Origin of the sequence: Streptomyces sp. NBC_01288 (assembly GCF_035982055.1) — a bacterium.
Lineage (GTDB): Bacteria > Actinomycetota > Actinomycetes > Streptomycetales > Streptomycetaceae > Streptomyces.
This window is the reverse complement of record NZ_CP108427.1, coordinates 374,789-401,151: the sequence shown is the minus strand read 5'-3', so window position 1 is coordinate 401,151 and position 26,363 is coordinate 374,789. Positions and strand designations below refer to the sequence as shown.

Sequence of the window (26,363 nt, the reverse complement as noted above, 5' to 3'; positions counted from 1 at the left end):
GAAGATATTTTTTTTCGACTCTTGAAATAAATAAATCGGCGTGGCCATACTCCCGGCACCGGCAACGGTGCCGGTCCGTCCCCGTGGAGGCGACCTTGTCCGCTTCGACCTCTTCCGCCCCCGCCACTCCCCGTACGGACGACGCCCTGGGCAGCTCCCAGGTGAACGTCCTGATGTGGTCGATGGGTGCGGGATTCGCCGCTCTCTACACCGCCTACGCCGGTCTCGTCGTGGTTCTGCTCCCCGCTCAGATCCAGAACCTCGACGCCGCCGCGAAGGAATCGAATCTCGCGCTGGTCACGATGACCTCGTCGATCGTCACGCTCTTCGCCCAGCCGATCATCGGCGCCATCTCCGACCGCACCCGCGGCCGCCTGGGCCGCCGCACCCCCTGGATGCTGTTCGGCGCCGTCGGCGCGACCCTCTCCCTGCTGGCCATCTCGCACGCCACCACCCTGCTCTGGCTCACGCTGATGTGGGTCGCCGTCCAGGTCCTGCTGAACGTGGTCCAGGCCCCGCTCACCGCCGTCATGGCCGACCGCGTGGCTCCCCGCCGTCGCGGCATGGTCTCCGCCTTCGTCGGCCTCGGCTCCAACCTCGGCGTCACACTCGGCGTGATCCTCGCCGCCCGCTACGCCGGTCAACTCGGCCTGGGCTACGGCGTGATCGCCGCGATCGTCCTGGTGGTCGTGATCGCGTTCGTCCTGCTCAACCGGGACCGGACCCGTCCTGAGCCGCAGGAGCCCTTCTCCTGGCGGGAGTTCCTCACCGGCTTCTGGGTCTCACCGCGCCAACACCCCGATTTCGCCTGGGCGTTCGTGGCCCGCATGACCTTCATCCTCGGATACTGGGGAGTCGCCACCTACCAGCGCTACGCCCTCCAGGACTACGTCGGCCTGGACGGCGGCGCGGTGGACAGCGCCCAGCAGCTGATGTCCGTGCTCGCCCTCGTCGGCACCCTCGCCGCCGCCATCCCGGCGGCGAAGATCTCCGACCGCACCGGCCGCCGCAAGATCTTCGTGATCGGCGCCTCGGTCCTGCTCGCCCTGTCCATGGCCATCCCGCTGGTCAGCCCCACCCTGCCCGCGATGTACGCCTACGCACTGGTCAGCGGCATGGGCTTCGGTACGTACATGTCGCTGGACATGGCCCTGATGACCGAGGTCCTGCCCAAGGGCGCGGCGGCCGGCAAGGACCTGGGCATCCTCAACATCGCCACCAACATCCCGCAGGCGCTGGGCCCGATCATCGCCTCCGTACTCATCACCTCGTTCGCCGCGGGCTCCGACAAACTCCCGGGCTACCGCGTCCTGTTCGCCTTCGCCGCCGTCGTCGTACTGATCAGCGCGCTCGCCGTCCGGCCGATCAAGGGCGTCAAATAGCAGGTCGGGTACCGATCACCATCTCCCGAACCCCCCACCTCCACAAGGAAGTTGATCCGTGCCCCAGTCCGTACTCGCTGTCACGTCCCAGGGTCCTGTCCTCGGGACGTGGCAGCACACCACCGCCCGCTTCCTCGGCATCCCCTACGCCGAGGCCCCCGTCGGCGACCTCCGCTTCGCCGCCCCCGTCCCGACCAAGCCGTGGACCGAACCCCTCGACGCCGCCGAGTACGGGCCCACCGCGCAACGCCGCCCCTTCGTCCTCGACGGCCCCACCACCATCCCCGAACCGTCGATACCGGGCGACGGGGTTCTGAACCTCAACGTCTTCACCCCGGACCCGAACCCGGGCGCCGACCTGCCGGTCCTCGTCTGGATCCACGGCGGCGGCTACGTCGCCGGATCCGCCGCCAGCCCCTGGTACGACGGCTCCGCCTTCGCCCGCGACGGCATCGTCCTCGTGTCCATCGGCTACCGGCTCGGCATCGAGGGCTTCCTTCACCTCGACGACGCCCCAGACAACCGCGCCGTGCTCGACTGGATCGCCGCGCTGACCTGGGTGCGCGACAACATCGACGCGTTCGGCGGCGACCCCGGAAAGGTCACCGTCGCCGGCCAGTCGGCGGGCGGCGGCGCCGCACAGACCCTGATGGCGACCCCCTCCGCACATGGCCTCTTCCGCGCCGCGATCTCCCAGTCCGGCGCCATAAAAGCCCCCCAACACCGCCGAGACGCCCTCGCCGACTCGGCCCGCCTGACCCAACGCACCGGCGTCCCCGCCCTCGCCTCCGCACTCCGCGACCTCACCGGCGACGAACTGCTCGCCCTCCAGGACGCGTTGGCCACACCCGAGGCAGGCCTGACGCTGGCGCCCTTCGCGGACGGGGAGTTGATCCCTGCCCCGGTCCCCGACGCCTTCGCGAACGGCAGCGCGGCCCCTGTCCCGCTCCTGCTCGGCTTCACCCAGCGCGAGTTCTACCCGCCGCCGGGGGCCACGCCAACACCCGTACCGACCGAGGCCGTTGACGCCATGCTGACCGGCCACGGCCTGGGCCCCGACGCCGTGACGATGTACACAGCCCTTCAGGACCGGGCGGACCCGGCACTCCGCATGGGCCAGGCCCTCACCGACGCCATCTTCCGCGGCCCGTCCCTCGCCCTCGCCGAGTCCCACGCCCACCACGAACTCCCCACCTGGCTCTACCACTTCACCTGGGGCAGCGCCGCCCACTGCGTCGAGATCCCCTTCGCCTTCGACCTGCTGAACGCGGAACGCGTCACGGCGGCGACGGGTCCGCATCCTCCTCAATCCCTCGCGGACGCGATGCACGCCGCGTGGGTCGCCTTCATCCGCGACCTGGACCCGGGCCCCAACTGGCCCCGCTACACCAACAAACGCCGCACGACGATGACTTGGGACACCGTCCCGGAGGCCCTGGACGACCCGCTGAGCGCCGAGCGCCGCATCTGGACCACGCCACCGACCGCACCCTGAAAACCCGGTGGCGGAACGGCCCCCCGGTCGTGACACCATCGGCCTCCCACCAGCTGAACGGAGGCCGAGGCCATGACCGGGGAAGAGGCCAAAGCGCGGCTCGGGCGACTCGCCAGGGCTCGCGCCTTCGGCTGCCACGTGGGATCCGACCAGCTCATCCAGGCGGGCCTGGACGCACTCCTCGCCGACGTCGACAGTCCGTCCCTCCCCCTCCTGGCCGGCCTCACACGGAGAGAGGAGCCCGAAGCACCCGAGCTCTTTGACCACGTGCTCGACGAACTGGGGCTGTCCTTCGAGCCACCGGCAGACCCTACGGCCGCGCAATGGGCCCACGCCTACTGGCTGGCCGAGGAGATCACCGACGGCAACCTCGATCCGGCCACCGGCGCCGATCTGATCTGGACCGAGGTCGCCGGCGCGCTCGACCACCCGGACGCACTCGCCCCGATCGTCAACTGCGCGATCTCGCTTGCCGGCCAGGACGACGACCGGACCGCGTCCTTCGAGGCTCTCCGACTCGACGCGCTCCACGCCGCGAGGAGCCTGCTGGGCGACCGCCCCCCACCGTGAACAGCCAGATCATGCCTATGCTGCGCTGAGGTGGGGCAACGGGAGGCGTGTATGCACAAGCCCGGCATTCAGGTGCTGGTCAGGGCGACGACGGTGGCGGCGGTGATGATCGCCGCGGCGGCATGCGGCGGTCACCCGCACTCGGCGACGACAGCCCCTTCCGCGATCGTCTCCCCGGATTCCTCCGTGTACACCGCCGAGTTGGAGAAGAGCGACCTCTCCTGGAGCGGCAGCCCCAGCCCGTACAACGCCGAGGTGAGACTCGACGACGGCCGCCGCGTGGCCCTGCACTACCTGAGCGGCAAGGGCCTCGTCGAGCAGCACTACAGCCCCCGGGCGAAGGCCTGGACCGAGCCGAAAGTCATCTACCGCACCAAGACCGACGCATGCCAGGGCATCCAACTGCGCACCAAGAACGGAACCGTCGCCGCGATCGCCGACTTCGGCTCCTACTGCTACGACGGTGAACCACCGACCGAGTCCATCGCCGCCGTGGGCACCAGCAGCCTCACCGAGTGGAGCGTCAACGTCACCAAGGACTTTGACGGTTGGGAGAGGGCCTCCGTCTCCAGTGACGGGCAGCAGGTCGTCTTCGGGAGTGACATCACGCTCCGTTGGAGCCGGGCCGACGGGTTCGAACGCAAGTAGCCGGCCTTCAAGCCGCAGGGGCCGCCTCCGGTGAGCATCAGCAACCCCATGAGCACGGCCACGCCACACCTGTCCCCAACTACGCCCCCAGAGAAAGGGCTTGCCGCTGTCACCGCGAGGCTGGCACGATCGCTGCCTTCGTCACCCCGAGCAACGGGTGACGGCCATCTAGGAGGTCCGGTGTCCAAGCGGTGGCTGTTCCTGTCGGCGGCCGCGGTACTCATCGTCGTCTCCCTGGCCCTGGTGCTCCTGCCCGGCCACAAGGACGGCGATGACGTGAAGGCCGCGGCGGGAAGCGCCGCGACCGAACCCTCCGCGACCAGCTCCAGCCCGGCCGACTCACCGTCCCCGACCGGCACTTCGACCGCCTCCGCACGGGCGACCGCCGCATCGAAGAAGCCGTCGGCGACCCCGTCCACCCGCGCGACGACCGCCAAGGCGGCCGCCACGTCGGCCACGAAGGCCCGCCAACAGGCCACCGGTACCGCTCCGTTGGCCGGACGTATCCGCCCCGGCGTCACCTACCGAGGTGTCGCCACCTTCTACGACGCGGACGGCGGCGGCGCCTGCCTGTACGACCCGAGCGGCGACGTCATGACCGGCGCGATGAACACCGCGGACTACGAGGCGTCCAAGGCCTGCGGGGCGTACGTACTCGTGCACGCGGCAAGCGGCGCGACCATCACGGTCCGCATCACCAACGAATGCCCGGGGGACTGTGCCCCCGGCCAGATCGACCTCAGCGCACAGGCCTTCGCCAAACTCGCCGCCCCTTCGGCCGGCCGGATCCCGATCACCTGGAACCTGGCGAGCCCCAGCACCACCGACACGATCTCGATCCGCTACAAGACCGGCTCAACCCGCTACTGGTGCGGCATCCAGGCGATCGGCCACCGAAATCCCCTGGCCCGCCTCGAAGTTGCCGTGGGCAGCGGCTGGCGTCAGTTGGAGCGCACCGACTACAACTACTTCATCTCCGAGGACGGCAGCGGCTGCGGCGGCGCGCTCAGGCTCACCGACATCTACGGCCAACAACTCACCGTCCCCGCACTCGCGGTGCGCGCGAACGTCACGCAGTCCACGCGGGTCCAGTTCGCCCAACACTGACCCGCTCGGAATCAGCGGGTGGGCGCGCGCAAGTCGTCACCGGCCATCGCCCGCCGCAACCCGGCCTCGTCCGAACTCCCGGGTGCGGCCGTCAAGATGACGATCTTCAGGTCGGAGTCGCCGTCCGTCAGGACATCGCAGTCCACGTCCACGGGCCCCACCTCGGGATGCTCGACCGTCTTGCGGTCCTCCCGGTGCGCCCCCACCGTTCCGCTCGCCCACAACCGCGCGAACGTCTCGTTGCCTGCGGTGAGTTGACGGATCAGCTCCGTCAGGCGGACGTCGTGCGGGAAGCGACCGGTCGCGCGGCGCAGGTCGGACACGATCGCGAGGTCCGAGGCGGCACCGTTCCGCACCAGCACCGGCCACGAGGCGATGCGGACGTCACGTCCATCGTCGCCGGAACCGATCGGGAACCGCTCGCGAGCGAAGTTCCGCTGCTCGGGCGGCTTGTCCGTCGGGTCGCCGAGCAGCGCCGCCCACCCGGGGTTCCACCAGATCAGCTGCCAGTCGGCGGCGAACACGGCGACGGCGACGTCCCCGAGCCGGTTCAGCACCCGGTGCACCCCCGACGGCAGGTGATCGGGAATCGGCTCGTCGTCGGGCGGGACCAGCCCGGCCATGCGGTAGAGGTGCTCCCGTTCCACGGCGGTCAGTTGGAGGGCCCGCGCGAGCGCGGCGACGACCTGGGACGAAGGCGCCGTGGACCGCCCCTGCTCCAGTCGCACCACATAGTCCACCGACACCCCGGCACGCTCGGCGAGTTCCTCACGGCGCAGACCCGTCGCCCGCCGGGACCGACCGGACGGCAGTCCCACGGCCGACGGGGACAACCGCTCCCGCCAGGCACGGATCGTCGTACCCAGCCCCAGCTCGATCCCTTCGTGCGTCGCCATACCGTCCATCTTCCACCTCCGACCCCTGGTCCTGGTAATGCCGTTCCTACGGTCGAGGCGTCCCTGGCAGCTCACCCGCACGCTGGGCACGATCGACGCATGACCACCACGTTCATCACCGGAGCCAACAAGGGCCTCGGCCACGAGACCGCCCGCCGCCTCCTCGCCCTCGGCCACACCGTGATCGTCGGAGCCCGTGACGAGGAACGGGGTGCGGAGGCAGCCGCCGCACTCGGTGCGCGGTTCGTCCGTATCGACGTCACCGACGACGCCTCCGTCACCGCCGCGGCCGCCGACGTCGCCGTACACGAAGGCGTCCTCGACGTCCTGATCAACAACGCCGGTGTACACGGCCCGCACGGCGATCCCACCGACCTGACGGGCGCCGACGCGCTCGGCGTCTTCGACGTCAACGTCTTCGGTGCGGTCCGGACGATCACCGCGTTCCTGCCCTTGCTGCGCCGCTCACCCGACCCGGTGATCATCAACGTCAGCAGCGGCATGGGCTCGCTCGCCATCACCCACGACCCCTCCCGGATCGAGTCCTCCGTCGTCGCGCCGCTCTACACCGCCTCCAAGGCGGCACTCACCATGCTGACCACCCAATACGCCAAGGCGCTCAAGGACGTTCGCGTCAACGCCGCCGATCCGGGCTACACGGCGACCGACCTCAACGGCCACACCGGCCCCCAGACCGTCACCGAGGGAACCGACGCGATCATCCGGCTCGCGACCGAGGAACCCGGCGCGGGCTCGGGCCGCTTCATCGACCGCGACGGCCCGCTCGCCCTGTCCTGAACCCCGGTCCCCGCGTTCTGAACCCTGCCCACCCTCTTCTGAACCCCACTCGCGCAACACGGCCGACACAGCTTGGTTTCCCTGGGTGCTACCGGCGGTAACAACTGTGGTGTCGCGGCACGTTCCACGTGTCGGACACATCTCCCGCACCTCCCGTACCTGACCCGGAAGGCACCCCATGGAGAACTCGGCCCCCACAACGATCAGCAGACGAAGAGCCCTGACGGTGGCCGGCGGTGTCGCCGCCGGCGCCGCCCTCGCGGCGCACGCGGTACCGGCGTTCGCGGCCGACACCACGTCCGCGGACGCCATCGTCGTCGGCCACGGCCTCGCCGGTCTCGTCGCCACCGCCGAACTGGTCGCCGCGGGAAAGAAAGTGCTGCTCCTGGACCAGGAACCCGAGTCCAACCTCGGCGGCCAGGCCTTCTGGTCCTTCGGCGGACTGTTCCTGATCGACTCCGACGAGCAGCGGCTCATGGGCATCAAGGACTCCCAAGAGCTGGCGTGGCAGGACTGGTTGGGCACGGCCGGCTTCGACCGCGGCATCGACGACCCGACCGGCCAGGACTACTGGGCCCGCAAGTGGGCCGAGGCGTATGTGGACTTCGCGGCCAACGAGAAGCGGTCCTGGCTCTACGGCCTCGGCATCCGCTGGTTCCCGATCGTCGGCTGGGCCGAGCGCGGCGGCGGCCTCGCCGACGGACACGGCAACTCGGTGCCCCGCTTCCACGTCACCTGGGGCACCGGGCCGGCCGTGGTCGAGCCGTTCGAGAAGCAGGTGCGGGCCGGGGTCGCCGGCGGCAAGGTGACCTTCAAGTTCCGGCACCGCGTCGACGAGATCGTCCGCACCAACGGCACCGTGACCGGCGTGCGCGGCGCCCTCCTCGAACCCAGCACCGCCCAGCGCGGCAAGGCCACCTCCCGCACCGTGGTGGGTGCCTTCGAGCTCAATGCCCCTGTGGTGATCGTGACTTCGGGCGGCATAGGCGCCAACCACGATCTCGTACGCCAGAACTGGCCCGCCCGGCTGGGCAGTCCGCCCAAGACCATGATCACCGGTGTGCCCGCGTACGTGGACGGCCGGATGCTCGGCATCACCGCGTCGGCGGGCGGCCGTATCGTCAACCCCGACCGGATGTGGCACTACACCGAGGGCCTCAGGAACTACGACCCGATCTGGCCCAACCACGGCATCCGCATCCTCCCGGGACCGTCGTCGATGTGGTTCGACGCCACCGGCAAGCGGTTCTCCGCCCCCGACATGCCGGGCTACGACACCCTCCACACCCTGGGCTCGATCACCGCGAGCGGTTACGACTACTCGTGGTTCGTCACCACGAGCAAGATCATCGCGAAGGAGTTCGCGCTCTCCGGCTCGGAACAGAACCCGGATCTCACCAACAAGGACATCCTGATGCTTCTCTCGCGCATCTGGCAGACGCCGGAGCCGATCGAGAAGTTCAGGAAGAACGGCGTCGACTTCATCACCGCCGCCACGCTCTCCGAACTCGTCCTCGGAATGAACAAGCTCACCGGCGACGGCCTGATCAAACTCGCCGACCTCCAACGGCAGATCGAGGCCCGGGACCGCGAGATCGACAACCCGTACTCGAAGGACGCCCAGGTGATGGGCATCCGCAACGCCCTTTCCTACCCCGGGGATTCACTCAGCCGCACGGCCGCGATCCACAAGATCCTCGACCCGAGCGCCGGACCCCTGATCGCCGTCCGCCTCAACATCCTCACCCGCAAGACCCTCGGCGGACTACAGACCGACCTCTCGGGCCGCGTCCTGGACTCCACGGGTACACCAATTCCCGGTCTGTACGCGGCCGGTGAGGTCTCCGGCTTCGGCGGCGGGGGAGTCCACGGCTACCGCTCGATGGAGGGCACCTTCCTCGGCGGCTGTCTGTTCTCCGGCCGCCAGGCGGGACGGGCGGCTGCCGCCGCGATCTGAGGGCTACGACCGCTCGCCACCCCTCGGCAACTCGGCTGACCCCAGCCCGAGTTGCCGAGGGGAGCGGGACTATCCCAGGATGATCGGCAACTTGGCGTCCAGTAGGCCCAGTTGAGCCCTCTCCTCGCCGGTCGGAGCGCGCCGCCCGGTGCCGACAAGCAGGACATCCGTATCGGAGAACGACGACGGGAACGCGGCACCGGCGATCCTCTCCAGCAACTCCCGTGCCCCGGCAAGGACGTCGGCCGACGGTCCCGCCGCGTCCGGGAGATGCGCGACCAGGTCGAGATGGTGCAGGGTCCATTCCAAGATGTACGCGGAGAGGTAGTCGCCCGCGGTGAGAACCTCGTCCTGCGTGCTCACCCGCAGGTCGGGATCGACGAGCCGGGCGGCGCGACCCGCGGCCGAACCGACGTCGTCCAGATGGAACTTGAGCAGCCAGGGCTCCTCGTAGGCGGCGGCCAGCCGGACGATCAGCGCGTCGAGCGGATCGTCGCCGGTGGGCGGTGTCGAGGAGACCGCCCAGTAGGTCACCGCGTCGCGGGTCGGTGGTGTGTCGGCGGGTGTCACGAGGGTGATCAGGACGTCCTGGGCGTCGATGACCAGATGGCACGCCAGGTCCCGCACCAGCCACCCGGCGCAGCCCGACGGCAGCGCGAAGTCCTCGTCCGAGAGATCCGCCACCGCCGCGAGCAGCGCCGTCCAAGAACGTGAGAAGAGATCCACGTCGGCAAGCTGGTGCGACGTCAACGCGGGCTGCGAGCAACGGTGTTCTCCAGTGGACCGTGTCACGGGATCCTGCGGTGGATGTCCGCCAGCAGGTTCCGCATGGCCATGCGGAAGAGCTCGGCCTGGTGGTCGCCGAGGAAGGACGTGTGCCCGAACACCTCCAGGGCGACGAGGCCGTGCAGGTGTCCCCACGCGCTCATCAGCAGAGCGGTCGCGGGGGCGGGCAGGTACCCCTGGCCGTAGTGCGGCAGTTGCTCCAAGTAGGCCCGGAGCGAGGGTGAGAGCACGGGGACGTCGGCCGCGGCGAGCTGCTCCGTGCTGAACCCCTCGAACAGCTCGCGCTCGAAGATCTCGCTCATCCGGCGCGAGGCCTGCGTGGTCGGGCCGTCGGTGGGGGCCACGTAGTCCCGCAGGGGTGTGCCGTAGAGGAGTTGGAAGCGCTCGGGATGGGCGATGGCCCAGCGGCGGTAGCCCTCGGTCGCGATCACCAGGCGGGGCAGATCCGGGTCGTCCGACGGGGTGTCGACGGCGGCCTGCACGGCGTCGGCCAGGTCGTCGTACGCCTTGGTGACGAGCGTGGTGACGAGCGCGTCCCGGCTCGGGAAGTAGTGGTAGAGCGCCTGCACGGTCATGCCGAGGCTGCGGGCGACCGCCCTCAACGACAGGGCGGCGGGCCCGTGTTCGGTGAGGTGGCGCTCGGCCGCGTCCACGATCTCCCGGGTGGCGGCGGCCCGGCGCCGTTCGCGCAGCGAGGGTGGAGCGGTGGTGCGTTCGTCGACGGCCATGCGGCGACCGTACGACGCCAACTCCTCTCGTGCGCCGCTGTGTTGCAAAGTGTGAGGAAAATCTAACACTGCCAAATCCTCTTGCTCCTCACTAACGTCGTGCTCGGCGACGAAGAGTGGCTCGTTGATCAACTCCGGCTGTTTCGCGCCCCTTTCACCGTATGGACATCAAACGTATGGATATCTAAGGAGAACAGGCGTGTTTGAACGCATAGCCGAACTCGTGATCCGCCGCTCCCGGCTGGTACTCGTCGTCGCCGTCATAGCCGTGGCTCTCATGGGCGTCCTGGGCGCCGGCGCGTTCGCCAAGCTCCAGGGCGGCGGCTACGACGACCCGGCCTCCCAGTCCTCCCGGGCCGCGAAGGTCATCGACCGGAAGTTCGGCGGGGAGACGAATCTGGTCCTGCTGGTCGGTGCTTCCGAAGGGCGCGTCGACGCCCCGGACGCGCGGCGGAGCGGCCGGGACCTGGTGGCCGAACTGAAGAAGGACCAGCACCTTGAGAACGTCATCTCCTATTGGGACACGGGCAGTTCGGACCTCCGCTCCAAGGACGGTCGCGACGCCATGGTGCTCGCTCATGTGAAGGGCAACGACACCGAGCGGGACGAGAACACCAAGAGCGTCATCGACGCCTACACCGGGCCGTACGAGAAGACCCTCACGGTCCGGGCGGGCGGCGGCGCCGCCGTGACCAGCGGGATGGGTACCCAGTCGGGCGAGGATCTCGTCCTGGCCGAGTCCATCGCCGTGCCGCTGACCCTCGTACTGCTCCTGCTCGTCTTCGGCAGCATGGTCGCGGCCCTGCTGCCGCTGGCGATCGGCACCATCGCCATAGCGGGCACGTTCGCGGAGCTGTACGTCCTCGGCAGCGTCACCGACGTCTCCGTCTTCGCGATCAACCTGACCACCGCGCTGGGCCTCGGCCTCGGCATCGACTATGCCCTGCTGATGGTCAGCCGGTTCCGCGAGCAGCTCGCGTCAGGGGCGAGCGTGGACGACGCCGTCCGGCGCACGGTGAGTACGGCGGGCCGTACGGTCGCCTTCTCCGCCGCGACAGTGGCGGCCGCGCTCGCGGCACTCCTGGTGTTCCCGCAGTACTTCCTGCGCTCGTTCGGCTACGCCGGTGTCGGGGTCGTCGTCATCGCGGCCGTCAGCACCCTGTTCGTCATGCCGGCCCTGTTCGTCGTCCTCGGCCACCGGGTCAACGGCGGTCGGCTGCCCTGGGCGAACCGCACGGCTCCCGCCACCCGCGCACCCCTGTGGGGACGGCTGGCCGCCACCGTCATGAAGCGGCCCGCGCTCACCGCACTGCCCGTCCTCGCGGTCCTGCTGGTGGCGGCGAGCCCCCTCCTCGGCATCACCTTCGGCACCCCGGACGAACGCGTCCTGCCCGAGAACGCCACGAGCCGCCAGGTCTCCTCGGTCCTGCGCGAGAAGTTCGACGGCAACGACGACTCCGCCCTCCACATCGTCATCGACAAGCCCCTGAGCAAGGCCCCGCTGGAGTCCTACGCGACCGAACTGTCCGGGCTCAAGGGCGTCGTCCGCGTCGAGACCAGCACGGGAACCTACGCCGACGGGCAGTCCGCGGCGACCGCCCCCGGCAACACCGCCCTGGCCCGCCCCGACGCTCAGCAGCTCAACGTCGTGAGCACCCTGACACCGAAGTCCGACGCGGCCCAGAGCCTGGTCAAGGACGTGCGGGCGGTCACGGCACCTGCCGGAACGCACCCTCTGGTAGGCGGAGTCGACGCCGTACTCGTCGATTCCAAGCACTCCGTCGGCAGCCGGCTCCCGCTCGCCGTCGCCCTGGTCGCCCTCACCACCTTCCTCCTGCTCTTCCTCTTCACCGGCAGCGTCGTCCAGCCGCTGCGCGCGCTGCTCCTCAACATGGTCAGCCTGGGTGCGACCCTCGGCGTCATGACCTGGATCTTCCAGGACGGCCACCTCTCCTCCGTGCTCGGCTTCACGCCACAGCCCATGGACGTCTCCATGACCGTGCTGATGTTCTGCATCGCCTTCGGCCTCTCGATGGACTACGAGGTCTTCGTCACCAGCCGGATCAAGGAACTCCACGACCTGGGCGAGGACAACAAGTCCGCCGTGACCAACGGCCTCGGCCACACGGGACGCATCGTCACCGCGGCCGCCTGCCTGCTCGCGGTGAGCTTCTTCGCCTTCGGGACGGCCAAGCTCAGCTTCATGCAACTCTTCGGCCTGGGCAGCGGGTTGGCCATCCTCATCGACGCCGTCGCCGTACGCGGCATCCTCGTCCCCGCCGCGATGCGCGTGCTCGGCCGCGCGGCCTGGTACGCGCCCGGCTTCCTGCGCAGGTTCCACGCACGGTTCGGTCTGAGCGAGGGCGGTCCCGTGCCCGCGCCGGAGCTTGTCACCGAGCCGTCGTACGGGAAGGACTCGACGCAGGTCTGATCACGCGGGACCACCGGTAGCCAACGAGATGCATTAGCTCTAATATGATTAGAGCTAATGCATCTCGTTGGAAGGACCCCGCCCGTGGACCTGCGGCAGCTCTTCGACGACCTGGTGCGCTTCGAGACCGACCTGTGGAACGGGATCGACGCCCGGCTCAGGCAGGAGTGCGACGTGACCCTGGGTGGTCTGAACGTGATGCTCGTCGTGGAGCGCGAGGGTTCCTGCCGGGTGAACGACATAGCCGCCGCCCTCTCGATCACGGTCGGCGGCGCGAGTCAGGCCGTCGACCGGCTGGAGAGGCTCGGCCACTGCACCCGGCGCCCCCACCCCGCCGACCGCCGCTCCTCGATCGTCGAACTGACGGCGGCCGGGCGGGAGTTGGTGGCGGAGGCGGGTCCCGTGTTCGACCGCGAACTCGTGACACGGCTGTCCGCCCCACTCCCGGACACCGCACTCGGCCACCTGGCCAATGCGCTCGCCGTGCTCCGCGCCACCACCCCACCCAGCCCAACACCCCTGACGAAGGAGACCTGATGAGCACCACCCGAGCGCGAGCAGTGCGCTTCGACGAGTACGGCGACCGTGATGTCCTCCGCGTTGTCGAGGTGTCGATGCCTCAACCCGCCGCAGGGGAAGTCCTCGTGGAGGTACGGGCGGCCGCCATCAACCCCGGTGAGGCGGCCATCCGTTCGGGCGCGATGCACGAGCGGTTCCCCGCGACCTTCCCGTCCGGCCAGGGGAGCGACCTCGCCGGCGTCGTCACCGAACTCGGCGAGGGCGTAACCGACTTCGGCCTCGGCGACGAGGTTCTCGGCTTCTCCTGGCAGCGCTCCAGCCAGGCCACCCACGTCGTCGTGCCGGTGTCGCAGCTCATCCTCAAGCCGGAGGCCCTGAGTTGGGAGGTGGCCGGCGCCCTCTACGTCGTCGGCTGCACCGCGTGGGCCGCCGTCGAAGCGGTGGCCCCCAAGCCCGGTGAGACCGTCGCCGTCTCGGCCGCCGCCGGGGGCGTGGGTACCATCGTCGTCCAACTCCTCGCCGTACGGGGCGCGCACGTCCTCGGCATCGCCTCGCCCGCCAACGCCGACTGGCTCACCGCCCACGGCGCGACCCCGGTGCCGTACGGCGACCAGCTCGCCGGTGCGCTCACCGCGGCGGCACCCGACGGGATCGACGCGTTCATCGACCTCTTCGGCCCCCAGTACGTCCAACTCGCCGTAGAACTAGGTATTTCCAGGGACCGGATCGAGACGATCATCTCGTTCCAGAAGGCACAGGAACTCGGCACCAAGAGCGCAGGCAGCGCCGACGCCTCCACCCGCGAGGTCCTCACCGAGATGGCCGACCTCGTCGCCTCCGGCCGTATCGAGATCCCGATCGCCGCGACCTACCCGCTCGACGACGTCCGCGAGGCGTTCGCCGAACTGGAGCAGCGCCACACGCGCGGAAAGATCGTGCTCATCCCCTGAAGCGGCCCGACATCACTTGCTGCCACGCAGCGCCGACGTCGTCTTCCCGGTGCGTTCGCGGAGGAGCACCCGCAGCGTGTTGGGGTGCTCGTAGCCGACCTTCCTGGCAATGGTCTCCAGGGAGAGGCCGGTGGTGCGCAGGAGATGTGACGCGCGCTCGATCCGCAGGTCCTGGACGAAACGGATCGGGGACGACCCGACCGTGCGCTGCACGGCACGTTGCAGGGTGCGTTCGCTGACGCCGATGGCCCTGGCCGCCTCGGGGATGCTGAGGGGCTCGGCCAGATGCTCACGGGTCCAGACCTCGAAGGCCGTGACGGTGGGATCGCTCTGGGCCAGCGCGCTGGGAATCGTGTACGCGGCCTGCGAGGGGCGTTCGTCGACCACGAGGTAGCGGGCGACCAGGTCGGCGAGCGCGGGGCTGCCGGCCCGGACGATCGCCAGCGCGAGATCGACATGGCCGAAGGCCGCGCCGGCGGTGGTGATGCCCTCGCAGCCGATGACCATCCGGCTGTGGTCGAGCTGGACCTTGGGATACCGGCCCCGGAACGCCGGCGACAGCCACCAGGTCGTCGTGGCGCGCAGCCCGTCCAGCACGCCCGCCTCGGCCAGCAGGAAGGTACCCGCGCACGCCGAGGCAATGGGCGTACCACGATGGCGAGTTCGGGCGATCAGCTCGCGGACGGGCAGGGACACGTCGCCGCCGACATGGTCGAGCAGCGCCGAGGGATCGCTCTCCCCGAGTGCCGGTACGACCAGGAGGTCGGCGGTATCGGCGACATCGAGCGGCTCGGGCGCCACGAGGAGTCCGGCACCTGTCCGCACCTGAGGCGCCGGGCCGACCAGGGTCACCTTCCAGGTGGGCGAGGACTCGTGGATCTGGCCGCCGAGCGCGTTGGCGTTGCTCAGCACGTCAAGGATGGCCGAGAGACCCGAGTCGAACACTCCGTCGTAGACGACGACCGCTACCCGCATGGCGGGAACAGTATCAACCGTGTCGTTTCTGCCGCTGATGTGATCGCCAGGCGCCGCCATACGTTCGTTGTGCGCCGGGAGCCCGGTGGTTCGATCGCAAGGAGTGGTCACAGTGAAGGTCGGTCTGTTGGTACGCATCGAGGCCAAGCCGGAGTACGCCGACGAGGTAGCGGCCATGTTGCGCGGTGCCCAGGAGTTGGCCGAGCGGGAAGAGGACACGGTGACGTGGTTCGCGTTCCGTGAGAACGCCACCACCTTCGGGGTGTTCGACACTTTCGAGGACGAGCAGGGCCGCCAGGCGCACCTGGCGGGCCGGATCGCCGCCGCGTTGGGAGAGGCGGCGAAGACGAAGCTCAGCGCGCCGCCGGTGATCGCCCCGGTCGACCTGCTGGGGAGCAAGGTCTCCTGATCGGAGCCGGCCCGCGCCGCGACGACGTGACTCCCGCCGGAGTGTTCGCCGTCGTCGAGGCGCAGCCCACCACCTGACCTCCGACGTCGAGGGTTCAGCGGCGCAGTCCCAGGGCGTCGCGCCCCGCGTACCGTGCCTGGTTGCCCAAGTCCTCCTCGATACGGATGAGTTGGTTGTACTTGGCGGTGCGGTCGGCGCGGGACAGGGAACCGGTCTTGATCTGGCCGCAGCCGGTGGCGACGGCGAGATCGGCGATGGTGGTGTCCTCGGTCTCGCCGGAGCGGTGGGACATGACGACGGTGTACCCGGCGCGGTGGGCCGTCGCGACGGTGGCCAGGGTCTCGGTGAGGGTGCCGATCTGATTGACCTTCACCAGGATCGAGTTGGCGATCCCGTCCCGGATCCCGGCGCTCAACAGCGCCTCGTTGGTGCAGAACACGTCGTCGCCGGTCAGCTGGCAGCGTTCGCCGAGCCGGGCGGTGAGCGCCTGCCAGCCGTCGTGGTCGTCCTCGGCCATCGGGTCCTCGATCGACGCGACGGGGTAGCGGTCGACCAACTCCGCCAAGTAGTCGGCGTGTTGGGCCGGCGTACGACGGACGCCCTCACCCTTGTAGTCGTAGACGCCGTCGTGGAAGAACTCGGACGTGGCCGGGTCCATGACGAGGGTGATGTCGGTGCCGGGCTTGTAACCGGTCTTCTCGATGGCGTGGACGACGAAGTCGAGGGCCTCGTCGGCGGTGCGCAGGTCGGGGGCGAAGCCGCCCTCGTCGCCGACGTTCGCGCTGTGGCCGGCGGCGATCAGGTCGCGGCGCAGGGTGTGGAAGACCTCGGAGCCCATTCGGACGGCCTCGGTGAAGGTGGCCGCGCCGATGGGCGCGATCATGAACTCCTGGAAGTCGAGCGGATTGTCGGCGTGGGCACCGCCGTTGACGATGTTCATCATCGGCACCGGCAGCAAGCGGGCGTCGACGCCGCCGATGTAGCGGTACAGGGGGAGCCGGTGGGCGGCCGCGGCCGCCTTGGCGGTGGCCAGGGAGACGCCGAGCAGGGCGTTGGCGCCGAGCCGCGACTTGCTGTCCGTACCGTCCAGTTCGATCATGGTCCGGTCCACGGCGGCCTGGTTCTCGGCGTCGAGTCCGATCACGGCGTCCGCGATGCTCTCGTTGACGGCGTCGACGGCGCGCCGAACTCCCTTGCCGTGAAAGCGGGTTGGGTCGCCGTCACGCAGTTCGACCGCTTCCCGGGCGCCGGTGGAGGCGCCCGACGGTACGGCGGCCCGGCCGAGCGAGCCGTCCTTGAGTTCCACGTCCACCTCGACGGTCGGATTGCCCCGACTGTCGATGATCTCCCGTGCGACGACCCGGCTGATGGCGGTCACGGTGCAACTCCTCGCGCAGGGCCCGCGTCTCGGACATCGGCGGGCGGTAAGTTCCGACTAGAAACAAAGTGAGTCCTGAAAAGGAACTTACTATGGGTGCATGAGGAAGCACAACGCCGACGAGACCTGCGGCATCGCCCAGGCCGCCGTGGTCCTGGGGGACTGGTGGAACGTTCTGATCCTGCGGGAGATCGCCCGCGGCCACGTCCGCTTCGACGCGCTGGCCGCCGAGATCGGCCTGTCCCGCAACGTCCTCACCGAGCGGCTGGGCCGACTCGTCGCGAACGGGGTGCTGCACCGCAAGCTCTATCAGCGACGTCCGGTGCGCTACGAGTACGTACTTACCGATGCGGGGGTCGCGCTGCTCCCGCTGCTCGTCGGCATGCAGGACTGGGGTGACCGATGGGTGCTCGGCAACGGAAGCCTCACCGCCACGGCCGACGCCGACGGCGCCGAGCATGCCCGTATGGACGCCCTGGTCGGCACCCGCGTGCCCGAAGACCTCCAACTCCCGGGCACACAGGGCACCGACCTGCCCGTGATCTCGCCGGACGCCACCGCGACCGTGCTGTTCACCTACCCCGGCACGGGAGTCGACTGGGACGAGCGGATCCCGGGAGTCGCGGGCTGCACCCTGGAGAACCGCCTCTTCCGCGACGCCTGGCCCGACTTCCGCCGGGCGGGCGTGGACGTACGCGGCGTCAGCACCCAACTCACTTATGAGCAAGCGGAGTTCGCTCGCATCGAGGAGATCCCGTATCCGCTCCTGTCCGACGCCCACCACCAACTGGGCGCGGCCCTACGACTCCCGACCTTCCGAGGCGCCGGCCGCCTGCGCCACAAACGCCTGATCCTGATCGTCGACGCCGAACGGACCGTACGACACGCGATGTTCCCGGTCGACGACATCCCGCACGCCGTCACGCGGAGCCTGCGGCTGGCAGAGGATTGCGCACGTGCGGCGTGAGGTGGGTGTCTCCATAAGGGGGTGGCTGTTTGGGACCCTCGCGGGGTCGGCCGCCCGGGTTCTATGCGAACCCGCCGTTGCTCATGAGGAGTTGGCCGTTGATCCACTGGCCCTGCGGTGAGCAGAGGAAGTCGACGAGGTGGGCGGTGTCCTGCGGGGTACCGAGGCGGTTGAGCGGCGTCTGCCGGAGCACGTGCGCGCGGCCCTCGTCGGTCATCCAACCGGTGTCCACCGGCCCGGGGTTGATGACATTGGCGGTGATGCCGAGGTGGGCGAGTTCGTGCGCGGCGGCCAGGGTGATGCGGTCCAGGGCGCCCTTGCTGGCGCCGTACGGGAGATTGTTCACGGTGTGATCGCTGGTGAGGGCGATGATCCGGCCGCTGCCCGGCGCGGCGGCGAACCGTCGGCCGTACTCGCGGATCAGCAGCCAGGTGGCGCGGGTGTTGACCGCGAAGTGCCGGTCGAAGCTCTCGACGGTGGTGTCGAGCAGGCCGGAGTCGACGGACTCGCAGTGGCACATCACCAGGGCCGTGACACCGCCCAGTTCGCGCTCGACCTCGTCGAAGACACGGGCCGGGGCGTCCGGGTCGGCGAGGTCCGCCTCAACTGCCGTGGTGGCGGCGCCCTGTTGAGTGAGGGTGTCGGTGATGGCGGAGGTCGCGCCGGCCTCGGGTCCCCAGGCCATGCGTTCGTCGTAGGGAGTCCAGTAGGTGAGGGCGATGTCCCAGCCGGAGGCCGCGAGCTGACGTGCGATACCCGCGCCGATGCCGACGGTTCGCCCTGCTCCGGTGATCAGGGCGAGCGGGCGGGGAGGGGAGTGGGCGGGGTTCGTCCTCATGGTCGGAGATCGTTCACGGCCGGGATGGGATCGGCAACTGCCTTTCGTGCAGGGCTGTTTGTGCGCGGAAGCAGCTGTCGGACGTCCCCGTCGACCAGCTCTCGACACGCGCGAGGTTCCGTTCGGCGCGGTGGTTCAGGCCTCGATGCGAAGCCAGGTGTCGCCGGCGCGAAGCCACAGAGAGCCGTCGCGCCCTTGACCGCAGCGCAGGACAACCCGCCCTGGCACTCGGGTCTTGTGCCGTTCGATCACGGTCCAGGTGTCGCCGAGCAGCTCGGCCCGGACGACTTCGGTCGTCGGCTCGTTGTGGTCGCGTTTGGTCAGGACCGCCCGATCGCCGCGTACGGCGAATCCGTCCGGTTGGGGGACAGGGCTGGGCCAGCTGGTCACCTCGCCCGTGGAGGGGGTGATCCGCGTGAGGAACGTGCCGCCGCGACGGGTGCCGGAGTACCAGATCAGCCACACCCGGTCGCCCTCGGTGGCGGCGGTGCAACCATGCAAAGGTCTGTCGGGGAGGCGGCCTTCAGGGGCCCAGATCGCTTCCCCCGCGCCACTCCATCCGGCGAGCCCGGCCCCCGACTCCGGATGCCCTCCGTAGATGCCTTCGTCACCGTGGGCCGTCCAGATCGATCCGTAGTGGTCGGTCACCAAGGCCGGGATGTCGTCGCCGATGCAGAAGGAGTCCTGCTGTTCGCCGCTCGTCAGGGAGAACACGGCGGCGTTCGGCCTCCACGAACCCGTGTCCTCCTTGCGCGTGCGACCGCCCGCGACGAGGAGCCGGGAGTCCGGGAGAAGGGCGATGTGACTGGGCCACACCCGCACGTCCTTGATCGGTCGGCGTCGAACTGATCCGTCGGCGCGCCGCATCACCAACACCCCGTCGAACGGCAGCTGCGGGCCCCATCCCACCCAGCCCTTGATGTAGTGGATCCGGTGCAGGTACTTCCGATGAACGAGCAGAACGGCGAGTTCCCCTGCCGGGCCGACGGTCCACCACAGAGGACGTCGCCCTGCCAAGAGATCGAAGACAGACGGTGCCCACACCCTCTCCATCTCTACGGCCGCCGACATCGCATCCCCCCTTTTTTTCGACCGCAGCACGGTAACAGGCCGCCCACGTAAGCTACTTGATCGACAATCCGCCTTCGCCGGTACACGAGGAGATCCACATGTCCGCCGACCCCCGCCCGTACTCCGACGAAGGGGATGTGGAGGCGGACGAGCAGGAGTTGACCGGCGGCGGCACCGCACGCGTCTTCCGTGTCGGTGAGACCGTACGGAAGCCGGTCATGCCCTGGACCCCCGCCGTGCGGCGGTTGCTGGACCACCTCGAACGCCAGGGCTTCGAAGGTGCTCCCGCCGCGCACGGCACCGATGAACAGGGCCGGTTGATCCTGACCTACCTGGCGGGCGACGTCGGCAACTACCCTCTGCCCGACGCGATCCGCGGCAGCCAGGCCCTCACCACCTCGGCCCGCCTCCTGCGCCGCTATCACGACGCGACCACCGACCTCGCCCAACACCCGGGCGGCGACTGGCAGTTCGACGCGCTCGCGCCGGTCGAGGTGATCTGTCACGGCGACTTCGCCCCGTACAACTGCGTCTTCACCGGCGAAAGGGCCGTAGGGCTCATCGACTTCGACGCCGCCCACCCCGGCCCCCGCGCCTGGGACCTCGCCTACGCCCTCTACCGCTACGCCCCGCTCACCCACCCCGACAACCACGACGGCTGGGGCACGACCGAGCAACAGGCCTACCGCGCCCGGGACTTCCTCGACGCGTACGGCTGCACCCGCCAGGAACGGCAGTCGGCGATGGACATGGCCGCACCCCGGCTGGAGTCCCTCGCGGACTTCATGCAAGAAGCGGCCGCGGCCGGTGACGAGAACTTCCAGCGGCACATCGCGGAGGGGCATCTCGCCCTGTACGTACGGGACATCGACCACATCCGTGACCGTGCCGAGGTCTGGTCACGGCTCGTCGTCGGACCGTAGGGCGGCTGGTTCGGCGAGGCCGAAGTGGGCGGCCTGTAGGCGAGCTTCACGGTGCTGTGAGGCATGCGTCATGCGTCATGCGTCGCGCTCGGCCCCGGTCGTCAGGGCAAGCATGCTGTGGGGCGCGTCGTCGTCGTTCGCTTCTACGGCGGCGGCCCGGGCGAACAGGCTCCGCTCGTGCCCGTCGAGCGCCGACTCCATGTCATGGGGGTGTGCGGCGAGGGCCTGGCCGAGTTCGGTGCCGTCCAACATGGCCAGGTTGGCGCCTCCACCGTTGGGTGCCCTGAGGTGGGCCGCGTCTCCGAGCAGCGTCACCCCCGGTATCCGCACCCAGCGGTGCCCGGCCGGCAGTGTGAAGATGCGGCGCAGGACCGGCGGGGTGTCGCTGTCGGCGATCAGGGCGGTGAGTTCGGAGGCCCAGCCGTCGTACTCCTTCGCGACCTCGGCGGTCAGGGTTGCCGCATCGGTGGTGCAGACGTCGGCGAGCCAGTCCTCGGGCTTCCTCAACTGCGCGTAGGTGCGCAGGGTTCCGCCGCCCTCGCGATGGGCCGGCAGCCCCTTGCCTGGTGCCGGCGCGAACAGTGATCCGGCACCGACCGCTTCCGCCGCTGCGGGATGACGGCTGTCGGCGTCGAACAGGAACGTCTCGTCGCCGTCGCCGCACAGTGGGCGCAGCGGGACCCCGGCCGGTACCCCTACGTGCACGCGGCGGCGACGAATCTGTGCGAGCACGACGACCGCGAGCAGTTCCTCGCCGGGGTCGACAGCTTCCTGGCGGGTATCGCGACCCTGGGCTAGGGCTGGCCGAGCCGGGTCGGATCAGGCTGCTCCACGGCGCGTACGGCCGGACAGGCCCCGGTGTCGGACACGACCTAGTGGTGGTGGTCGTGGTGCTCGTGCGCGTGTTCCTGCTCGCCGTGGTCCGGTGAGCCGCCCATCATCCGCAGCATGGCCGGACCGCCGCTGCGCAGGAACCGTACGACCAGACTCGCGGCCAGCAGCAGGAAGACGATGTTGAGCCAGGTCGTGTAGTTCCAGGTGATCCCGTCGTCGGGGATCTTGGCGTCGGCCTGGTCCGGGATGAGCCCCAGGCCGCCGAAGGCGAACTCGACGATGTACCCGGCGACGGCCATCGCGGCGAAGAAGGTGACCAGCAGGAAGCCGGCCATCCGGGCGCCGTAGTACTTCCGGTAGATGTTCAGGATCGGCAGGATCAGCAGGTCGGCGTAGATGAAGGCGATCACCCCGCCGAAGCTGATGCCGCCCTTCCAGAGCACCACCGCGAGGGGCACGTTGCCGATCGAGCAGACGAAGGTCGCGATGGCGACCAGCGGGCCGACGAGCGGTCCGACCAGCTTCGCGGCGAGGGGATGGTCCGCGAGGAAGAACGTGTGCCAGAAGCTGTCCGGCACCCAGGCGGCGATCGCGCCCGCGATCAGCAGTCCGGCCACCAGGTCGCGCAGGATCGCGGCCCACTCCATCACGAAGATGTGCGCGACGGACGTGAACCCGTCCCGCGAGAACAGCCGACGGACGAAACTCCCCTCGCCCCCGATCGACATGTCCATCGCCGCGTGCCCCTCCATGGAGCCCGCCAGCCCGCGCTCCGCCTGCTCCCGCGCCCGGTCCAGCAGACGCTGCCGCAGGAAGAGCCGGAACAGCACCGCGAGGACGACGATCATGATCGGTCCGCCGACGAACTCCGCGGCGGTGAACTGCCAGCCCATCAACAGGGCCAGGATCACGCCGAGTTCGACGACGAGATTGGTGGAGGCGATTTCGAAGGCCATGGCCGCGGTGAAGTTCGCGCCCTTGCGGAACAGGGAACGGGCGAGCGCGACGGCCGCGTACGAGCAGGACGACGAGGCCGCGCCGAGCCCGGCGGACAGGGCGAGCGTGCGCGGCCGGTCGTCACCGAGCAGGCGTACGACCGTCGACCGACGCACCACCGCCTGCACGACGGCGGAGAGCGTGAACCCGAGGACCAGCGCCCAGGTGACCTCCCAGGTCATCGAACCGGCAATGGACAACGCGTGCCCGATCGCTCCCATGAACCCGCCCCTCTCCGGTGTACGTCTGGCAGGACTATACCCCTAGGGGGTATCAAGTGCGCGCGACGGGGCCTGTCCGGCGGGTGTCGGTCGGGTGCTGGTGCGGTCTATCCGATACGGCTCCTGTGGCGCCGTAGGGCGAGGCCGCCCACGAGAGCGGCCTTCACCACGACGACCGTCACCAGAAATCCCGCGACCCAGCCGGTCCATGGCGTGTGGGCCAGGACGGTTCCGCCGAGCGCGAGATGCAGGGCTACGGCGACGGCCGCCACGCCGATGACGATGAACCGGGTCCGGCCGCCGGGTCGTTGGTGCGGCGGAACCGCTCCCTCGCCGGGCGCGTCGACGGCCGACTCGGAGGGCCGCCACTCCACCCGCAACGGATCGCGCCTGCTGAACCTGCCGATGTGTGTGCCGACGAGATCCTGAAGCCGTTCCAGGTTCTCCTGGTCGTCGGCCTCGACGTGCACGCGCAGCGTGCCGGGGAGCGCTTGGAGGGTGCACTGCCCCCACGGCAGGCGGAGCGTCCCGTCGCTGTCCGTCCACTCGACCTCGATCTGGTCGGGCCGAAGCTCCGGGAGTGTGTGGGCGCGTGGGCGATGGGTCAGATGGCGGCCCTTGTTGGCGAAGTGCTTGCAGAGCTGTACGAGGTAGCGGCTGGGGCGGTCGGTGGGGATGCGTGCTTCGGCGGTGGGCATGGGTTCGGTTCCTCGGTTCGGTCAGGTCCGGGACGGGGGTTCGGGCACGGGAGAGGGTGACTGCGCGGACGGGAGGACCCGCAGCCGTTTGCCACCCTGAGCTTTATCGAGACACTGTGTCGCTGTCAATGCATGGTGTCTCGAAGGCGGCGAGACGTATGCTGAGGCTGTGCCGAAGCTCTGGAACGAGACCATCGAGGAACACCGTCGCGCCGTACGCGACACGGTGTTGGAGACCACGGCGGTGCTGGTCACCGAGCGTGGGCTGCGCTCGGTGACGATGTCGAGGATCGCCGAGGAGAGCGGGATCGGCCGGGCCACGCTGTACAAGTACTTCCCGGACGTCGAGTCGATCATGACGGCATGGCACGAGCAGCAGATCACCGGGCACCTCAAGGAACTCGCCGAACTCCGGGACGGCCCCGGCAGCGCGGGTGAGCGGCTGAGCGCGGTCCTTGAGGCCTACGCCTTCATCCAGCAGCGGCGCCACGGCCACGGCCCCGAACTCGGCGCGCTGCTGCACCAGGGCGAGCACGTCGTCGGCGCCGAACAGCACCTCCACCGCTTCCTCCGCGAACTCCTGGCCGAGGGCGCCCGGGCCGGCGACATCCGCGCCGACGTCTCCCCGGACGAACTCGCCATCTACTGCCTCCACGCCCTCGCCGCAGCCGGCGTCCTGCCCTCCAAAGCGGCGGTACGACGACTCGTCACGGTCACGGTCACGGGTCTGCGCCCGACGCCGGAATGACGGAACTCCCGGGTTTCGGCGTGCTGTTGGCGCGGTTGGCGAGACACCGGCAACTGGACCTCGCTGACCTGTCGACGTCGGCGGGTCTCCCGGAACCCGAACTCCGGGCGGTGCTCGACGGCGCGGTGCCCCGCATGTCGCTGCTCCGGAGGCTCGCGCCCGCGTTGCACCTGCACGCCGCGGACGTGTGCGTGGTCGTCGAGGCGGCGAGACCGGACGAGTTGGCTCCCCTGGACGCGAGGGCGGGTGTCATGCTTCCTGGCCTGGTGCGGGACGCCATGGGTCTGCCACCGGAGCGCAGGCGCCGGTCGCGCCGACTCGTCCGGTCACTGCCCCAGGAAGAACGCACACAGCCGGTACCGGCATTGCGGGTGTACGCACGGTTCGAGCGGGGGCCTGGTGGTGTGCTCCTGCGCATGATCGGCACCTGCTCGTCAACTTCGCGACCGTACTGGCTGTCCCCGCCGAGACCTTGTCCGTCGTCACCGGTGTCGACCTCTCTGACGGCACCCTGCCCCGGAACCCGGCGACGGCCGATGCGCCTGAACTGCTCTGGGACGTCCGTCTCCTGACGGAGGATCAGGTAGGGATGGTCGGCGACACGGTGCGGGCCGTGCCGCCCGACTGAGCGAAGGGGATCGGCACCATCGCGTTCAACCGATCGGTTGAACACGACTTCAACCTCGCGCACACCCCTCGCTCCGTACGGACGACGCGAACGGCCCCCGGGCGGCTGAAGAATCACGAATGACCATGGCGCCGGGCTTCCGCCCACGCGGCTCATGGCTTCACGCCCCCCTCAGAGAGGCCCACAGAGTGTCCAGCTTTCTCAGTAGACGACGTGTCCTTGCCGGTGGAGCCGGTGCCGCCCTCGGGATGAGTGTGCTCGGTGCCGCAGCCACACCCGCCGCGGCTGCCCCCGCCGGACGGTCCTCCCGGAGTGGTTCCGGAGCCGAGGAGACCCGGACGCTCGACGAGCTGTACCGGGCCGCCCTCGCGGACGGAGGCAAGCTCGTGATCTACGCCGGTGGTGATACGCCGACCCAGCAGGACGCCACCAAAACGGCCTTCAAGAAGCGTTTCCCCGCGATCGATCTGACGCTGATCGTCGACTACAGCAAGTACCACGACGTGCGCGTGGACAACCAGTTCGCGACCGGCACCCTGGTCCCCGACGTCGTACAGCTCCAGACCGTGCAGGACTTCACGCGGTGGAAGGAGCAAGGCCGTCTGCTGCCCTACAGGCCGGCCGGGTTCTCGAAGGTCCACGACGGCTTCAAGGACCCGCAGGGCGCCTGGGTCGCGATCGCCGCGGTGGGCTTCAGCTTCCTGTACGACGTCGCCGCGGTCGGTGCGGATGCTCCCAAGTCCCCGCTCGAACTCATCGACCCGAAGTGGAAGGGCAAGATCGCCTCGCCCTTCCCGCACGACGACGACGCGGTCCTGTACCTCTACTCGCTGTACGTGCAGCGGTACGGCTGGGAGTGGGCGGCAGCGCTGGCAGGGCAGGACGTGCGGTTCGCCCGGGGCGCCGATTCCCCGATCGGCGCGGTCTTCGGTGGGGAGAAGCAGATCGGCCTCGCCACGGCGGGCACGCTGGCCTGGACGTCTCCTGTGAAGTGGGTCGTTCCCGACGGCCACCCGTTCATGGCCTGGGGCCAGCGCGCGGCGATCCTCAAGCAGGCCAGGAACCGGACGGCCGCGAAGCTCTACCTCAACTGGCAGCTGTCCGACGCCCAGCAGCGGGCATCCTTCAACGGCTGGTCGGTACGGACCGACACCACGCTCCCGGCGGGACTGAAGCCGATCTGGGAATACCCGAACGCGCACCTCGACGGCTTCCCCGCCTTCATGGCCGACCGCGCGGCGGTCGAGCGCTGGAAGCAGACCTTCGCCCTCTACTTCGGCGAGGTGAAGGGCGATCCCACGCCGGGCTGGCTGGGACTGCACCCGGGGGCCTGACGGGTCCCACTGTTCACACTGGTCATACAGGTGGCGGATAGACTCGGGGACCCTGTCCGGATCATTCGTCCCAAGG

The 26,363-nt window shown here is 69.5% G+C and carries 25 protein-coding genes and 1 pseudogene; 16 read left to right on the top strand and 10 right to left on the bottom strand.

What is annotated here, in order from left to right; all coding sequences use genetic code 11:
• Positions 1–95: 95 nt before the first annotated feature.
• From OG194_RS01890 to OG194_RS01870, 5 genes are all read left to right on the top strand, one after another.
• Positions 96–1,382 carry an MFS transporter gene (locus tag OG194_RS01890; RefSeq protein ID WP_327399024.1) on the top strand — a complete coding sequence of 429 codons (1,287 nt, stop codon included), beginning with the start codon at positions 96–98 and terminating at the stop codon, positions 1,380–1,382.
• A gap of 58 nt (positions 1,383–1,440) precedes the next feature.
• Complete coding sequence (locus OG194_RS01885; protein WP_327399023.1) at positions 1,441–2,877, top strand: carboxylesterase/lipase family protein; 1,437 nt, start codon at positions 1,441–1,443, stop codon at positions 2,875–2,877.
• Positions 2,878–2,949: 72 nt separating this feature from the next.
• Complete coding sequence (locus tag OG194_RS01880) at positions 2,950–3,447, top strand: hypothetical protein (protein ID WP_327399022.1); 498 nt, start codon at positions 2,950–2,952, stop codon at positions 3,445–3,447.
• A 51-nt stretch (positions 3,448–3,498) separates the two neighbouring features.
• Positions 3,499–4,095 (top strand): hypothetical protein, encoded by a 597-nt coding sequence (locus OG194_RS01875; RefSeq protein ID WP_327399021.1) that lies wholly within the window; start codon positions 3,499–3,501, stop codon positions 4,093–4,095.
• A 180-nt stretch (positions 4,096–4,275) separates the two neighbouring features.
• Positions 4,276–5,202: an expansin EXLX1 family cellulose-binding protein gene (locus tag OG194_RS01870; RefSeq protein ID WP_327399020.1), complete on the top strand. Its 927-nt coding sequence runs from the start codon at positions 4,276–4,278 to the stop codon at positions 5,200–5,202.
• An 11-nt stretch (positions 5,203–5,213) separates the two neighbouring features.
• Here the strand turns inward: OG194_RS01870 and OG194_RS01865 are convergent, their stop codons facing one another.
• Complete coding sequence (locus OG194_RS01865) at positions 5,214–6,107, bottom strand: helix-turn-helix transcriptional regulator (protein WP_327399019.1); 894 nt, start codon at positions 6,105–6,107, stop codon at positions 5,214–5,216.
• Positions 6,108–6,197: 90 nt separating this feature from the next.
• Here OG194_RS01865 and OG194_RS01860 point away from each other — a divergent pair, with 90 nt between their 5' ends.
• Together OG194_RS01860 and OG194_RS01855 are read left to right on the top strand one after the other, a co-directional pair.
• Positions 6,198–6,896, top strand: a complete 699-nt coding sequence (locus tag OG194_RS01860; protein WP_327399018.1) for an SDR family NAD(P)-dependent oxidoreductase — start codon at positions 6,198–6,200, stop codon at positions 6,894–6,896.
• A 178-nt stretch (positions 6,897–7,074) separates the two neighbouring features.
• On the top strand, positions 7,075–8,853 hold the full coding sequence (locus tag OG194_RS01855) for an FAD-binding dehydrogenase (protein ID WP_327399017.1): 1,779 nt from the start codon (positions 7,075–7,077) through the stop codon (positions 8,851–8,853).
• 69 nt (positions 8,854–8,922) lie between these two features.
• Here the strand turns inward: OG194_RS01855 and OG194_RS01850 are convergent, their stop codons facing one another.
• Positions 8,923–9,579, bottom strand: coding sequence for a maleylpyruvate isomerase N-terminal domain-containing protein (locus OG194_RS01850; protein WP_327399016.1), 657 nt, complete (start codon positions 9,577–9,579; stop codon positions 8,923–8,925).
• A 62-nt stretch (positions 9,580–9,641) separates the two neighbouring features.
• Positions 9,642–10,367 carry a TetR/AcrR family transcriptional regulator gene (locus OG194_RS01845; protein ID WP_327399015.1) on the bottom strand — a complete coding sequence of 242 codons (726 nt, stop codon included), beginning with the start codon at positions 10,365–10,367 and terminating at the stop codon, positions 9,642–9,644.
• Between the two features lie 199 nt (positions 10,368–10,566).
• Here OG194_RS01845 and OG194_RS01840 point away from each other — a divergent pair, with 199 nt between their 5' ends.
• From OG194_RS01840 to OG194_RS01830, 3 genes are all read left to right on the top strand, one after another.
• Complete coding sequence (locus OG194_RS01840; protein WP_327399014.1) at positions 10,567–12,798, top strand: MMPL family transporter; 2,232 nt, start codon at positions 10,567–10,569, stop codon at positions 12,796–12,798.
• An 84-nt stretch (positions 12,799–12,882) separates the two neighbouring features.
• The gene (locus OG194_RS01835; protein WP_327399013.1) at positions 12,883–13,335 is read left to right on the top strand and encodes a MarR family winged helix-turn-helix transcriptional regulator; all 453 of its coding nucleotides are present in this window, start codon (positions 12,883–12,885) and stop codon (positions 13,333–13,335) included.
• Positions 13,335–14,267: an NADP-dependent oxidoreductase gene (locus OG194_RS01830; protein ID WP_327399012.1), complete on the top strand. Its 933-nt coding sequence runs from the start codon at positions 13,335–13,337 to the stop codon at positions 14,265–14,267. The genes OG194_RS01835 and OG194_RS01830 overlap by 1 nt, the downstream gene beginning before the upstream one ends.
• Positions 14,268–14,279: 12 nt before the next feature.
• Here the strand turns inward: OG194_RS01830 and OG194_RS01825 are convergent, their stop codons facing one another.
• Complete coding sequence (locus OG194_RS01825; protein WP_327399011.1) at positions 14,280–15,242, bottom strand: GlxA family transcriptional regulator; 963 nt, start codon at positions 15,240–15,242, stop codon at positions 14,280–14,282.
• A gap of 112 nt (positions 15,243–15,354) precedes the next feature.
• Here OG194_RS01825 and OG194_RS01820 point away from each other — a divergent pair, with 112 nt between their 5' ends.
• Positions 15,355–15,651, top strand: coding sequence for a putative quinol monooxygenase (locus OG194_RS01820; protein ID WP_327399010.1), 297 nt, complete (start codon positions 15,355–15,357; stop codon positions 15,649–15,651).
• 94 nt (positions 15,652–15,745) lie between these two features.
• Here OG194_RS01820 and eno read toward each other — a convergent pair whose 3' ends face one another.
• Complete coding sequence (gene eno / locus OG194_RS01815) at positions 15,746–17,029, bottom strand: phosphopyruvate hydratase (RefSeq protein ID WP_327399009.1); 1,284 nt, start codon at positions 17,027–17,029, stop codon at positions 15,746–15,748.
• Between the two features lie 100 nt (positions 17,030–17,129).
• On the opposite strand from eno, the gene OG194_RS01810 reads away from it, so the two are divergent.
• Positions 17,130–17,996, top strand: a complete 867-nt coding sequence (locus OG194_RS01810) for a winged helix-turn-helix transcriptional regulator (RefSeq protein ID WP_327399008.1) — start codon at positions 17,130–17,132, stop codon at positions 17,994–17,996.
• A gap of 61 nt (positions 17,997–18,057) precedes the next feature.
• Here OG194_RS01810 and OG194_RS01805 read toward each other — a convergent pair whose 3' ends face one another.
• Positions 18,058–18,834, bottom strand: coding sequence for an SDR family oxidoreductase (locus OG194_RS01805; RefSeq protein ID WP_327399007.1), 777 nt, complete (start codon positions 18,832–18,834; stop codon positions 18,058–18,060).
• A 135-nt stretch (positions 18,835–18,969) separates the two neighbouring features.
• Positions 18,970–19,851, bottom strand: a complete 882-nt coding sequence (locus OG194_RS01800) for a hypothetical protein (RefSeq protein ID WP_327399006.1) — start codon at positions 19,849–19,851, stop codon at positions 18,970–18,972.
• A gap of 152 nt (positions 19,852–20,003) precedes the next feature.
• Between OG194_RS01800 and OG194_RS01795 the strand changes: the two genes are divergently transcribed.
• Positions 20,004–20,828 carry a phosphotransferase gene (locus tag OG194_RS01795; protein WP_327399005.1) on the top strand — a complete coding sequence of 275 codons (825 nt, stop codon included), beginning with the start codon at positions 20,004–20,006 and terminating at the stop codon, positions 20,826–20,828.
• A 75-nt stretch (positions 20,829–20,903) separates the two neighbouring features.
• Here the strand turns inward: OG194_RS01795 and OG194_RS01790 are convergent.
• The 3 genes and pseudogenes from OG194_RS01790 to OG194_RS01780 form a co-directional block, all read right to left on the bottom strand.
• Positions 20,904–21,476: pseudogene (locus tag OG194_RS01790) on the bottom strand (FAD-dependent oxidoreductase); the annotation flags it as partial.
• Positions 21,477–21,700: 224 nt separating this feature from the next.
• Positions 21,701–22,879, bottom strand: coding sequence for a permease (locus OG194_RS01785; RefSeq protein ID WP_327399004.1), 1,179 nt, complete (start codon positions 22,877–22,879; stop codon positions 21,701–21,703).
• 107 nt (positions 22,880–22,986) lie between these two features.
• A complete protein-coding gene (locus OG194_RS01780) occupies positions 22,987–23,577 on the bottom strand; it encodes a DUF2218 domain-containing protein (RefSeq protein WP_327399003.1) in 591 nt (196 codons plus the stop codon).
• 169 nt (positions 23,578–23,746) lie between these two features.
• Between OG194_RS01780 and OG194_RS01775 the strand changes: the two genes are divergently transcribed.
• From OG194_RS01775 to OG194_RS01765, 3 genes are all read left to right on the top strand, one after another.
• Positions 23,747–24,325, top strand: a complete 579-nt coding sequence (locus OG194_RS01775; protein ID WP_327399002.1) for a TetR/AcrR family transcriptional regulator — start codon at positions 23,747–23,749, stop codon at positions 24,323–24,325.
• A gap of 472 nt (positions 24,326–24,797) precedes the next feature.
• On the top strand, positions 24,798–24,953 hold the full coding sequence (locus OG194_RS01770) for a hypothetical protein (RefSeq protein ID WP_327399001.1): 156 nt from the start codon (positions 24,798–24,800) through the stop codon (positions 24,951–24,953).
• Between the two features lie 248 nt (positions 24,954–25,201).
• A complete protein-coding gene (locus tag OG194_RS01765; protein ID WP_327399000.1) occupies positions 25,202–26,287 on the top strand; it encodes an ABC transporter substrate-binding protein in 1,086 nt (361 codons plus the stop codon).
• Positions 26,288–26,363: the final 76 nt, after the last annotated feature.